Below are 13,610 nucleotides of genomic sequence, written 5' to 3' on the forward strand. Positions count from 1 at the left end.
GGCTAATACCACCACTTTACTGAAACAGCCTATTATCTATGGTTGGAATACTTATGTCTCAACCTTGTTCTCTTCATCTAAATCTTTTATCTGTCTAAAAAATACAATAATCCTCTTTATGCCTTGCCTGACCCATTACATAAAAAGATTTTCCACATTATTAAATAATTTAAAAACCATCACCCGTTCACCTGTACGAGAACTTAAATCGGTATGAAAACTTTTTACTTCTTCTCCAGTAATCGTTACTATACATTTCTTTAGTTCTTCTACACCTGATTCCACTAATTCGGAACGAGTTTTCTTAATGGTTAATAGTCCTTCTTTTGTTTCACACACCGTGTATTCAGCTGGTGTTAAAATGCCTTGCAAACTTACTACAATCATATCCCGTAATATATCTGTTTTGACAGATAAAGATCCACGACCAAGAAAGTCCTTTTCCCATTGAGTAATTGCCTTACTTATCTCGGCTTCACAAGAGCCTTTCGATATTTTCATTTATTATGCATCCCCTATTGAACAATAAATACTAGTTTTCTATCTATTTTTCCTTTTAAGATGATACGCCTCTAGTAGAAGTAAATCATCGAAAAGCACTTCATTTAAAAAATCTCTGTAATATATATGAATATATACCAATCCAATTGGTGACTCAATAACAATTAACGTGATTTATCATTTTCAAGCAGTTTTATTTGCCGAAATCTCAGTGATGGCAGACTTTCCATGTTGATTATGGATGATTAAACCTCTCACTTTAACCTCTGCAGGCACTAATGGATGGTGACAAATCATATTAACACAATTTTTGATATTGTCACCAGTATTTTGTTTCCCATTTAGCCATTCATTAATTGTTTCACCGGAAAATTCAGGCATGCTATTTTGAAATAGATAATTTAATGTTTGTATTTTGGCATTAGATTGATCTTTTATAGAAATAGCACTATTTCCTTCTTCTCTTGTTCCGACAACAAAGATTTCTTCTACTTGTTCCTGATAAATAGCAATAATAATGGACCTCATAATATCCCCAAAAGGATTGGAAATAACAGGGCCAAAGCATTTGATAGTCAGCATGTTTTCTGGTTGAATATTCGTTTCTTCTTTTAAAATAGACTCCAAGCCTTCTCTAACATCCATCAGAAATAACACTTTTTTCGTCTTTTCTAAATTCATATCGTACACTCCTTTGTTATAAAAACCAACTGCTACCAGTTTTCCCAATGACCTTCTGGACTGACACTCGCTAGTCGGAGCCAACCATTTTTTACTTTTTGTTGAAATGCTGCATTATTTTTTAATAATCGCTCCACATATTCTTTAGGTGCCTGAATGACAATCAGCAGACGAAGTGGAGAATGATAAGCTTCATTGTCTGATTGCATAACAGATTGCCAAGGAAGGCCAGTTAATAAGTCACTTGCATTTCCTTGCATAACACCAATACCTGCTGTAACAGTTTGCGTTGCCTTATTGCCACTACCATAATAATGGGGAGCTACCGTTGAGGCGTAATATTCTAGATTTATCCATTGAGCGACAGTTCCTGGACCGGAAATAATCGTATCTAAAAGTTCCCCATTGCGGTCCTTCTGCCAATTGTAATTATGAAGAAATACTCTGCCTTCTAAGTCAGAACCTTCCGTTAATGTACGTTGTCCTATAATAAAAGCCGCATTGCCAGCTAACCCCCATTCCGGTCGGATCACGCTCCAATCTTCAGCTAGTTGATAGGCCTCAGACTTTGGCTTGCTCTGTTTCGATTGGAAATGAGGTAATTTAGCAAGACGCTCTGCATTTGCCTGGTGGCTTACTCTTGGCAAAATGGCTTCGATACGCTGAAACGCAGCATGTGCTGAATCGGAAAGCTCCTCTGGTATATATATCCAGTGTAATTCATCCACTGTTGTATTGTGCTCAGCCGCTACAAAGACAGTATCATCAGGAATAGCTATTCCTTCCAAAGCTAGCTCTTCCCTTACTTCAACAAGGTTACATAAAGTTGCTAAAACCCTAGCATTGAATCCACCTGATGCCCCTCCACAGGCACCACAGTCAAGTGAAGACGCATAAGGGTTATTAATACTTTGACTTCCATGTCCACATATCACAACTAATGGGCTGAAATTGTCTGTTATTCCCATCATTTTTAGAGCTTGTCGGGCATAGTTCACTTTATCGCTCTCCGAAAATCCAATCGGTATTCCTTCCTCTGTTTGATGAACATGATGAAGCACCAAGTTTGTCTTCGGTTTACGCAACCAATTTTTACGAAGATTATGAATCAAACGATCTGCACTTTTTGGCACAAAACTGCGTGCTACCATTTGAAGACTAAGCCAGGGACCACTTAATTCCGGTAAAAGTAGGTTTGCAAGTAAGTTCTGTTTCATTGTTTTAAATGTATAACTTAAGGAATGAACTGCCTGCTTACGTTGTTGAAAGGAAATTAATTCATTCTCCTCTGTACTCTCCATAATTTTATGCAAAGGCTTATTCATAATTGGCAAGGATGGATGACTGTGCGCGCTCCCCAATTCATTCGTTGCAATTGGTATTCCAAAAAAACCAGCCATGCCAATCGTTTCAAATGGTCCTTCTTTTTCCAATTGACGACGAAATGGTTCTGAGCGTACGTCAATACAAAATACAAATTGCGCTAACGTCGTATCCTTATCGCTGTTCCTAGATTGTTTGGAGATAATCTTTTGCCTTAACTGCTCAGCATGTGTTTGTTCCCAAGCTTCCAGCCAAAGTTTTCTGCATAGTTTCTCATCAAATCTTGCCGCAAATAGCAAATATTCGTGTTGTTTAGTCTTTGACAACTGTGTCCATTCCTTTAGTGACAGGCTACCCCAATGAATCAAAGCTGCTAATAGAGAATGAGTGGCCTCCCTTTTTTCCAATCGTTTATTCCTAAAAGGGAGATAGGGATGTATAAGAGCCCATTCCAAGGAAATTCGAACTGCTAAATATTCGGTGATTAGGGCATTTTCCTCACTTGACTGATTAGAACGCCAAAGCATCATTCCTGCCCAACCTGGTAACGAAAGTAAATGTACTTCTAGATAACTCTGGATTTCCGTGTCAGGGATATCTAGTGCTTTTAACGCTTTTTTCAAAGCACTATCAGCCTCTTCTGGCCATTTTTTTAAACTTTCACGCTGTGATTTAGATAGTGCTGGATCATAGCAAACGAGACGATGCCAAGAACGATAGAAACCATCCTCACGATGAGGCATTTCCCAACCTGCCTGTGAGTCATCGAGATATAATTTACACCACTTGATTACATGGTAATCGAGAATATTGATTAACCTTTCCCCATCTTGATTCTCTATTTGGGAACTGATTGGTTGCATGGAAGAATGATTGATAGAATCGGCATTCTGTTCCCTAAGTTCCTCCACTTTTTTCTTGAGTTCTACAGATGATAATAGATTAGATGGGATTGGTTCCAATTTCAGTGCTGCATGGCAAAAGCGCTCTGCGACATCTCGAGGGATATTAAACGTCTGTAAATTTGAATCAAGCCATCGCTGCAGTCCTTGCTTCACAAATGCTTCATTAATCTCCCCCTTATTTTTTGCTGAAAGAATCATAGAAGCACTTGGATAAATATCCACATCACGAGTATTCTTTAACCGATCCGCAACTTGATCAAAAGTTTGCTTTTCAAGCCCCATCCAAGGATGACGTGCTGCAAAAGTAGAAATCGGCCAAAGTGGTGCAATTACTTTACTAGCAGATTCAACAAAATTACTAATATCTCTTTTAGTATTTTCTATCTTTATATCTTTCTTATTAGATCTTTCTTTTGTTAAAACTGATGTAACACTCATCACTAATTACCTCCTTATGGCAATTGTTGTTTTAGATAACTGGGATGGCTTTCCACTGATTTTGGCTTTGCTTCGCCTAATCTTACTAACCATAGATAAAGTACTGCAAAGAAAATAGACGAACGATTACGGGCAATAAATGACCCTATTACACTTCCAACTAATAAAAGACAGGTAATTATGATGACTGCAACTGTTGGAGGCTGAGTCCCCTGGGAAACTGTAGATTGCAGGAAATCATAGAAAAAATGATGAATAGTGACATAAATAGCAGCCGTCCCTCCTACCATTAATAACCCTGCGATTCGACCAATGTTTCCCTCTCCCAAAGCTACTAGCTGTTTCCAAGAAATAGACAAGGACAACCCTAAGATTATCGCACTAATTAATTGATATCCCTCTCCTGGTGACTGGAGCCAAAAGACCAATCCAACAGCGAATCCTAAAATCCACCCCGTTATGCTCCATAAAAGGGAGGTCTGTTTATTACTTTGATTAGATATTTCGAAACGACGCACCGCTGAACCTGACTGTAAAAAAAGAGTGGCTTTAAACAAACCATGTAGAATAAGATGAATAATCGCAGCAATATAGGCACCTAACGCACATTGAATGAGCATAAAGCCCATTTGTCCAATCGTAGAGCCTACTAACTGACGTTTATAGTCCACTTGCACTAAACTGATTCCAGAACCAACCAAGACAGATATACCTGCTAGAACAAGCAAGATAATAGTAGCTATATCTCCATTAAATAGTGGAGAAAAACGAGCAAGCATAATCCCACCTGCATTTACAATTCCTGCATGCATAATTGCTGAAACAGGTGTCGGTGCAACAACAGACTCTACCAACCATCTTTGGAAAGGCCATTGAGCTGCCGGAATGATAACCGCTAGGACAATCAGTAAGTTAATCCCAGTTCTCTCCCAACTTGCAAGTTCAGCTACATTTTCGCTGGATAAAACAGACGCTAATTGCCAATAACCAGTGCCTTGATATAGCCAAAGGACCGCCAATAATAAGGACAACCAGCCAAATATAAAGTTACGGGCAGAGAGCTTAGATGCTTCATTTGCTATTTTCCACCTATTGTTTAATTTGATAAGAAAGGTTAATCCAGCAAGCGTTGCTCCCCAAAATAAAACCATCAAGCGCAGATCAGCACTTAACCAAGCAATGGAAGCAGCAGCTGTTGTGAACGTAAAGAGTGGAAAATATTTTCGATAAGAGCGATCTCCCATTAAGTAACGAATAGAAAAACGTTGCACAATTAATCCTATGGCAAGAACGAAAAAAGTCATTAACCAAGCCAAGGAATCCAAGTGTAATGGACCAAAATTCCCCCTTCCATTCGGATTCACAAGTGCTACTAAGGAAACTAGAGGCGGTAAAGACACAATCCAGCTATGTATCTTCACAAAGCTCAGTGGTACTCTTGGATGCAGAAATAATAATCCACTTAGCATAGAAACTAAAATCATAATAAAAAACAATACTAGCAATAATGGCAAACTCAGCGAAACAAACATGTTGAAATTCTCCTTTTACTAACTTACTTAGAAAACCACATTGACTTCAAAAATCCCCAACGTTCCTTTTAATAAAGGGAAACTTCCGTCAGTACGACCTTTTCCCACTGATTTTTAGTTGGATCATTCGGACATTTATAAACTGTAACAGTAGAACAACATTTTTCCCCAATAAAAAAGCCGACAATCTTTATGCTTCACCATGATAATAATCATAGGAAACAAAAAAATTGTCGGCTTCCCTTCAACTAATTACAGCGAATTTTTTGAAGAGCTACCCTTTATAGGTTTTATATGTAAATTAACTTTCATAATAAATATTCCATTATTAATTGGCTACTTATTTATAAAATCACTTTTCCTTTTTCTATTAAGTTACTTTTTCATTCAGTCAATGTAAACAATAAAAGAATGCTAAAGTCTTAATCTTGAAACAAAGAAAATTAACCTATAACTAAGTATTAAGCTAAATATAAGATATTCCAAATTCTTATATTTGTCAACAAGAAAGCCTTATTCTACAATGGAAAGGTTTCTTAAATAATGACACGATACCTTTTTCCAAAGTCACAAACTATCTTAAATTTAAATTTATAGAAATATAATTACCATAGGGACATCTTGATGAATTACTATCATAAAAAGCACTAAAAATAAAATAAATCATTTTATACTGCTGGATATAAACATTGACGCATCCTGATTCATAAATATGCGATTACCATGATAAAATGTTTTCATTTTGGATGACTTAAAACCTACTTCGGATAATATTTTTTTTAATTTTTCATGGGAAAAACCGTTATGAACTTTTGGATGACTAATATTATCATTTTTATCAAAATCAACAATAATTAGCTTACCGTCAGTGTTTAAGATAGAAAACAATTCCTGTAATATTCCTTTCGTATCTGGAATATGAAGAAGGACCAAAGACATGAGAATAATATCTGCTTTTAATTCCGTAGTATTTTTCGTAAAATCGGAATAAAGTAAGCTTGCGTTCCTAATACCTTTTTGCGCTATTTTCGCTTTCGCAACCTCCAGCATTTGTTCCGATGAATCGACTAGCAAAATCGAATCTACCAAGTCGGTTAATTCTAAACTAACGAGACCAGTACCACTCCCATAGTCGATTAAAGATTGGGATTTACTGTTTTCTAATTCTGTCCTTACTTCCTTCGCGATAACTTTCGCCAATTCTATTCTATCTTCTGTATCATATCTTTTTGCAAGCTGTTCAAATACATTCGTTTCCATCTTTCGCTCCTCCAACTTTAAACATTGAATATTCTAGCAATAATCAACCGTTAAAGTACAATTTAGCGTTGGTATGCGTTGATTCAACATATATTACCAAACTTTTATAGCCCACCATAACGTCTTTTTCGATTTCTATATTCTTCTAACGCTTGTAGAAAGTCCTTCTCAGAGAAATCTGGCCACAGTATATCAGTAAACCAGAACTCCGTGTAAGCAAGCTGCCATAGCAGGAAATTACTTAGACGTTTTTCCCCTCCTGTTCGAATAAGGAGGTCTGGTTCTTTCGTACCTGCTGTATATAGGTAGTCTGAAAACTTCTGTTCATCCAATTCTTCTAGTGAAAATTTTCCATTGTTTATATCCGAAAACATCTCTTTCATCGCATGTAAAATCTCGTGTCGGCTACCATAGTTTAGTGCAAAATTAAGCAAAAGGCCGTCGTTATACCGCGTACGTTCCATTGCATCCTCAATGGCTTCACGTGTATGAGCTGGAAGCTTTTCCATATCCCCAACTATTTCTATGCGCACATTATTAGCAATCAGATCTGGTAGATAAATAGATAGAACCTCCTTAGGAAGCCTCAATATGAACTCTATCTCGGTCTTTGGACGTTTCCAGTTTTCTGTAGAAAACGTATAAAGTGTGAGAACCTTCACCTTGCATTTAACTGCTGTCTTAACAATTTTAACGACAGTAGACACTCCTTCTTTATGACCAGCCATTCTCGGCATGGCTCGCTTCTTTGCCCAGCGTCCATTTCCATCCATAATGATGGCAATATGTTCCGGTATAGTATCATTCGGAAAATGGACGGATCCTTCTGCTTGTTTGTTATTGAAAAAAGGTAGTTTCATTGATTTCCCTCCTTTCGAAAAGTTTTTTTATATTTCTATTCCCCCAATACGTCATGATGCTTTCTGGGAATCCTTTGATGTTCTGCTTATTCACTATCTTTATCCCTACGATATTCTAAGATTTCTCCAGGTTGACATTCTAAAGCCCTGCATATTCCCTCTAATGTGGAAAGTCGAATGGCTTTGGCTTTTCCATTTTTCAAAATAGATAGATTTGCCATCGTGATTCCAACCTTCTCTGAAAGTTCGGTCACGCTCATTTTCCTTTTCGCTAACATCACATCAATATTAATTACAATTGCCATTTCATTCACCTCAGACTGTTAAATCATTTTCTGATTTTATATCAATCGCTTGTTGTAAAAGCCTTTGAAGAACAGCTGCAAAGACCGCAATTACGATGGAAGCAAAAACCGGAATCATTCCAAATAAGATAAGACCTGGAGCATCATCTGACTGAGCCAAGAGAAAAATGAAAGGCATCATTAGTACATATAAGCTGCAAATGATAATTGCATCTTTCTTTATATGGCTTAATGCCTTTACAGACATTACCGAGAAAGCTTCATTCCTATCAATATAACCCAAAAGTCTAAAAGTCTGATAAAGAGCCATATAAAACGGGATTGTAGATAGATATATTCCAATTACAATCGGATATAGAATATGGGCATAATCTGGATTTACTGGATTCTTAGCCAAGTCATACATTCCCCATAATCCTAAAACAAGAACTGGGGTTCCAATAAGAACGACAGCTATCTTTAAAAAAAGTGTTGTTCCTCTTTTCATAAAAAAGCACCTCTCCTATTTATTATCTTATTGAAATTTACCATATAATTTATCGTTTTACAATAAATTTTTATTTAAATTTATACTTTTTTTATTGATAAACAGGTTGGATGATTATTTTAAACTTATACATATTCATTTTTCTGCTAAAAAAGATTCTGTAAAAAAGGCAGTCCAATTCATTGTGAAGTGGACTGCAGAATAGTTTACTACATTTATTTTTCCAAGACATAAAATGTTAACCAATTTCAATCCAATAACGCTGAACAATCTCCTTCCCTTCTGCGGAAATCACCTCATTTTCTAACACTCCACCCACTTTTTGAATCGTTTTAGCAGAGGCGATATTTTCTTTATCACATGTTACTAAGACTTTATTTAGGCCCAGTTTTCTAGCTTCTAATAAACTCAGTCGCAGCTGCTCTGTCGCATATCCTTTCCTGCGCTCATCTGGATGAATGCTATAGCCAATATGTCCACTTTCCATCAACAATTCTGGGGTTAATCGATGGCGAATATTAATAAGTCCAATTAATTTCCCATTGCTAATGCTTAAAAATTGAGTGGCAGGAACTCGATTTGGAGGTAGGTTATCACCATTTTCCTGGCTAATAACTTTATTAAGCCATTCCTGAAAGTCGGTATAATTTTGCAAGGAGCTGCCGCCATAAAGGTGTTCTTCTATATGTAAAAATGCTGTTCTATATTCCATTAATTGTTCCCAATACTGCTCAGATGGTCTCACTAATTCCATTAATATCGCCTTCTCTCTATCTATTTTTATCTTTCATCTAAATTTCTAACTTTTCCATCCATCTTCCCTAGTTCTTTCATGCTTTAATCCACATTAACATAAATTACCTATTCTCTGATAATTTTACAGCAATTCATCCAACTTTCAATCCCCTTTGCTTATAGATGTTAAAATATCTATTTGTAAAAAAATCGAGTGCAAAAATTTTACACTCGATTTCAACTTTATCCTTTTTTCCCTTTCCAAGAATCCTTCAATGACACAATTCGATTAAAAATTAATTTATCTTCTGTAGAATATTTATCTACACAAAAATAACCGTGTCGCAAAAATTGGAACCTATCTTCGATTTTTGCGTCCTTCATCCAAGATTCAATTCGGCAATGGTTTAGTGTAACTTTAGAATTGGGATTCATTTTTTCCTCCCAAGTTTTTCCCGCATCTTTCACAATCATTTCGTCTTCAAATAATTTATCGAAAAGATTTACCTCCACTATTTCACTCTTTATAGCAGAAACCCAATGAATCGTTCCTTTTACTTTCCGCTCAGAAAATCCCGTTCCACTTTTGGTCTTTGGATCATAGCTACATTTTAATTCGATAATTTCACCTGTAACTTCATCTTTAATCACTTCATTACACTTGATGAAATACGCCCCTTTTAATCGGACCTCTGCATGTAAAGCTAATCGTTTAAACCCTTTTATTGGGACTTCCATAAAGTCTTCTTTTTCGATATAAATCTCTTTTGAAAAAACAACCTCTCTATTTCCTAATGCAGGATTTTCCGGATTATTTTCCATTGATAAAAGCTCTGTCTTGTCCTCAGGATAATTGGTGATCGTCACCTTTAATGGATTTAATACTGCCATCACTGTATTTACTTTTGATTTTAATTCTCTCCGAAGCGTACTTTCCAACATTGCTATGTCAGCTGTACTTTGATTTCTTACAAATCCAAGTTCATCAACGAAGGTGCGAATACTTTCTGGGGTAAAGCCTCTTCTCCTAAGTCCACGGATTGTTGGTAATCTAGGGTCATCCCACCCATCTACCAGCTTCCCTAACACTAATTCCCTTAAATATCGTTTACTTGTTACAACACCAGTTATATTCACTCTTCCAAATTCACGTTGTTTTGGCGCTTCCTTTATTTCTAGCTCAGTCAATACCCACTCATATAAAGGTCTGTGGTCTTTGAATTCAATGGAGCATAAGGAATGGGTAACACCTTCGATTGCATCTTGAAATGGATGAGCAAAATCATACATTGGGTAAATACACCAATCATTCCCGGTTCTATAATGACTAGCATGAATAATCCGGTAAAGAATGGGATCTCTTAAATTGATATTTGGGGAGGCCATATCAATTTTGGCTCGTAATACATGCGATCCTGTTGGAAATCCTCCATTTTTCATTCTCAAAAATAAATCGATATTTTCCTCTATTGTCCTGTTTCGATAAGGACTATTTTTACCATGCTCTGTAAGTGTTCCGCGGTATTCCTTTATTTGCTCAGGAGACAAATCACAAACATATGCTTTTCCTTTCTTGATCAAACTCAATGCTGCATGAAATATTTTATTAGAATAGTCAGACCCGTAAAAAATCCGTTCTTCTGGAGAATATCCTAGCCAATTAATATCCTCTATAATCGAATCCACATATTCCATATCTTCTTTTAAAGGATTGGTATCATCAAAGCGCAGATTAAAATTCCCGTTGAACTTTTGCGCAATCGCATAGTTCATATGGATGGCATATGCACTGCCGATATGCAGGTAACCATTTGGCTCAGGGGGAAATCTTGTGCAAATCGTTCGATTATATGCCCCATTTTGTAAGTCTTCAGCTACCGCTTTTTCCAAGCTATTATCTAACGCTACTTTCTCTTCCGTCATTTTAATCCCTCCATTTTTTTAGAAACGAACTATTTATGCCAATAAAAAAAATCCCACCCCCAAGACATTTAGTCTTGAGGACGAGATTTTATATCCGTGGTGCCACCCCAGTTTTTTAATATGTCGCCATATTAAACTCTTCAGGTACGGTAGTTACCTACTTATACCCTAGCTCTATAACAGGAGCACCTGTCACACTATCCCTTCATCATAAGTTCCAATGTGAATGCTCAGAGTCTTGGTTCAATAAGTAATTCTTACTCCTTTTCAGCAGCTGGGGCTCTCTTTAAAGAATTAGGTTATTTACTCTTCTCTTCATCGCTTTTGCTATTTTTTGGATTTAAATTATTCCTATGATAACAAGGTCTTTTCTGTTTGTAAAGGTAATATATTCATTAAATTAAAAAATAAACAAAAATCCATATCACAAAAATGCTCTTAGTCTTATATAAGACTACAATTTAATCCCCATATCTTTTGATTGGATAATATAATAATTATCCGATTCCCACTTATAATGACCCACATTAAAATCTTTTCGGTTGATTAAATCCTTGAAATCATGTGGGATAGTGCATTCCCAATTTAAATTTTCTATCTTAATAGGAAAATTGTCATCATTAGGATTGGGTGAGTGGATATAGACTGCATCTAAACCTGCCTCTTCTTCCACTAACCCTATCCATGATTGATAAGGTTTATCGAATGTGCTGAGCTTTTCTAATAAACTGTTATACAAAAAGATATGTGCTTTTATATGCTCTCTTCTTATTTTCCCGCTATGATTCCCATACCCGTAAAAATCAAGATGGGTATGCCAAGCATCAAACCAAGCATCTTGGCTAAAGTCTAAATCGTATTGCTCTGCGTTTAAGTCTCTCCACAAGTTGCGAAAATAACGCTTTTTTCCTCGAAACTTTTTCAAAAACAGTTGCCTCCTTTTGAACAAATTTATATTTGCCTATTTGGAACAATTGAAAAAGCCACATGGTTTTGATATTCCCAAACTGTCTATGTATCGGTCGTTCCATCTACAAATATGTTTAAAGAAATTCTTTAATATTGATACTTTCGTTACTACGGTATCAAAAAACATCGAAATTGTTGTAAACACATCTTTGAAAGGAAATGAGAATATTTCCCCCCTCTATCTTATAAATCCATCTGATCAACATTTAATTCGATTAAATTACCATCGGGATCTGCACAGAAAATCTGAGCAAATCCACTTATACCATATGGTTTTTCGATGATTTCTACATTATTCTGTTTTAACCAATTCAGCGTATCATAGTAGTTCTCTACTCGAAGTGCAAAGTGACCTTCTTTGCTATTTAGAGTTTTATTTGTTCGAATGGTTTGCGACTCAGGATAAACAATTAAGTGAAGTTGCTGATTCTCTATTTGGTACCAGGCACCTGGAAAATCAAAATCAGGACGTTGTAATTCTTTTAAACAAAGAATTTTCTCATAAAAATATTTGGCTTTTTCCAAATCCGTAACTGTAAGACTTACATGATGGAGCGATTTGTATTTAATCAAGATGCTTCACTTCCTTATTTATTTTTTCTATAAATAGACATCTCCCACTTTATGGAGATTTTAGAACAGCTAAGTCTGTAATAGTTCGACAATTACATTCAATAATCCTTTTCGTTTTACTTCCCATTTTTTAGAAAGGCACTTTTATTTCTTCATTCCATTTAACAGGAGAATAGTAAGTTATTCACTAGTTAAAATGGGCTTTTTTGTATCGATTTCGTATATTTTATAGCCTATTTCCCATTTATGATCTTTCGTGACTGTCATTGTACAAGAATAAGGCACTTTCTTACCATATGCATCCAGTTTAGGAATATCATCAAATGTAAATATTTCGTCTGTATCTAGCATTTTGAAGATTGCTTCAGCAGTGCGGCCTGATGTATCTATGTCAATAACACACTCTCCTTTCACCACATCATATTCTTTAAACAGCATATATTTTAGACTTGGCAAAGTGAAAGTTAACAGCAAAATACCTAATAACAAGACACCTATAGTTTTTGCTGCTTTCATTAAGGGAAACTCTTTATCGAAGTACATAACAACTATGTAATATAATGACCCAAAAACGAATAAAGCTCCAAGTAAGAGCATTATGAAATACATAACCATTTTCTAATATCCCTCTCTTTCATTGAGTATACGAGTGAACGGAGGAAATGTTTCAATTAATTTATTTTTACAGCTTATAAAAACTAAAGAATAGGATAAATCAAATCATATATCCGCTTAAAATAATAAAAACAGGCCCCTATTAGAGACCTGATTCTTCCCTTTATTAATTCGCTTTTTGCTTAACTTCCAAATGAAAAGAATAAATTTCACTAGCACCAATTAAGCGAAATCCTTTTCCTTGTACATAATCAAACTTTAAATCCTCATTAATATGCTTAATTGTTAAGGGATCTAAATAAATCGTTAAGCCATTATCTTCAAAGGCTGTATCGCCTTCTTGTGGAAAATCAACCGCTAAATCGAAATTATAAACATAGCTGCATCCACCGCTAAAGATTGTGTTTAACCGATAAACTGCACCTTCAGGAACTTCATAACTACGAAATTTTTCAACAGCAGCATCTGTGATTGTTACCTTCATTTTGCCATCTCCTACCTAT

Annotated in this window: 14 protein-coding genes and 1 other annotated feature; all 14 genes read right to left on the minus strand. The window is 35.8% G+C overall.

Going from position 1 to position 13,610, the window contains the following annotated elements; genetic code table 11:
- Window positions 1–135: 135 nt before the first annotated feature.
- Window positions 136–501, minus strand: coding sequence for a DUF2294 domain-containing protein (locus ACWNMZ_RS15290; RefSeq protein ID WP_251629321.1), 366 nt, complete (start codon window positions 499–501; stop codon window positions 136–138).
- A 183-nt stretch (window positions 502–684) separates the two neighbouring features.
- A complete protein-coding gene (locus tag ACWNMZ_RS15295; RefSeq protein WP_031539738.1) occupies window positions 685–1,182 on the minus strand; it encodes a carbonic anhydrase in 498 nt (165 codons plus the stop codon).
- Window positions 1,183–1,214: 32 nt separating this feature from the next.
- Window positions 1,215–3,848 carry a DUF2309 domain-containing protein gene (locus tag ACWNMZ_RS15300; protein WP_031539740.1) on the minus strand — a complete coding sequence of 878 codons (2,634 nt, stop codon included), beginning with the start codon at window positions 3,846–3,848 and terminating at the stop codon, window positions 1,215–1,217.
- Between the two features lie 14 nt (window positions 3,849–3,862).
- The gene (locus ACWNMZ_RS15305; protein WP_031539744.1) at window positions 3,863–5,380 is read right to left on the minus strand and encodes an NADH dehydrogenase subunit 5; all 1,518 of its coding nucleotides are present in this window, start codon (window positions 5,378–5,380) and stop codon (window positions 3,863–3,865) included.
- Window positions 5,381–6,043: 663 nt separating this feature from the next.
- A complete protein-coding gene (locus ACWNMZ_RS15310) occupies window positions 6,044–6,640 on the minus strand; it encodes a class I SAM-dependent methyltransferase (protein ID WP_251629323.1) in 597 nt (198 codons plus the stop codon).
- Window positions 6,641–6,744: 104 nt separating this feature from the next.
- On the minus strand, window positions 6,745–7,500 hold the full coding sequence (locus ACWNMZ_RS15315) for an isoprenyl transferase (RefSeq protein WP_251629325.1): 756 nt from the start codon (window positions 7,498–7,500) through the stop codon (window positions 6,745–6,747).
- An 86-nt stretch (window positions 7,501–7,586) separates the two neighbouring features.
- Window positions 7,587–7,805 carry a helix-turn-helix domain-containing protein gene (locus tag ACWNMZ_RS15320; RefSeq protein ID WP_031537865.1) on the minus strand — a complete coding sequence of 73 codons (219 nt, stop codon included), beginning with the start codon at window positions 7,803–7,805 and terminating at the stop codon, window positions 7,587–7,589.
- Window positions 7,806–7,815: 10 nt separating this feature from the next.
- Complete coding sequence (locus tag ACWNMZ_RS15325; RefSeq protein ID WP_251629326.1) at window positions 7,816–8,292, minus strand: DUF2975 domain-containing protein; 477 nt, start codon at window positions 8,290–8,292, stop codon at window positions 7,816–7,818.
- 238 nt (window positions 8,293–8,530) lie between these two features.
- Window positions 8,531–9,046, minus strand: coding sequence for a GNAT family N-acetyltransferase (locus ACWNMZ_RS15330; protein ID WP_031537863.1), 516 nt, complete (start codon window positions 9,044–9,046; stop codon window positions 8,531–8,533).
- A 224-nt stretch (window positions 9,047–9,270) separates the two neighbouring features.
- A complete protein-coding gene (locus ACWNMZ_RS15335; protein ID WP_251629327.1) occupies window positions 9,271–10,950 on the minus strand; it encodes a glutamine--tRNA ligase/YqeY domain fusion protein in 1,680 nt (559 codons plus the stop codon).
- 73 nt (window positions 10,951–11,023) lie between these two features.
- Window positions 11,024–11,278: a binding site (T-box leader), on the minus strand.
- Between the two features lie 126 nt (window positions 11,279–11,404).
- Complete coding sequence (locus ACWNMZ_RS15340; RefSeq protein WP_251629328.1) at window positions 11,405–11,875, minus strand: hypothetical protein; 471 nt, start codon at window positions 11,873–11,875, stop codon at window positions 11,405–11,407.
- Between the two features lie 227 nt (window positions 11,876–12,102).
- A complete protein-coding gene (locus ACWNMZ_RS15345) occupies window positions 12,103–12,492 on the minus strand; it encodes a VOC family protein (RefSeq protein WP_251629329.1) in 390 nt (129 codons plus the stop codon).
- Window positions 12,493–12,672: 180 nt separating this feature from the next.
- Window positions 12,673–13,008 (minus strand): hypothetical protein, encoded by a 336-nt coding sequence (locus tag ACWNMZ_RS15350; RefSeq protein ID WP_441130908.1) that lies wholly within the window; start codon window positions 13,006–13,008, stop codon window positions 12,673–12,675.
- A gap of 265 nt (window positions 13,009–13,273) precedes the next feature.
- Window positions 13,274–13,591, minus strand: coding sequence for a HesB/IscA family protein (locus tag ACWNMZ_RS15355; RefSeq protein WP_031537858.1), 318 nt, complete (start codon window positions 13,589–13,591; stop codon window positions 13,274–13,276).
- Between the last annotated feature and the right edge of the window lie 19 nt (window positions 13,592–13,610).

This window comes from Niallia sp. Marseille-Q9988 (genome assembly GCF_976954375.1).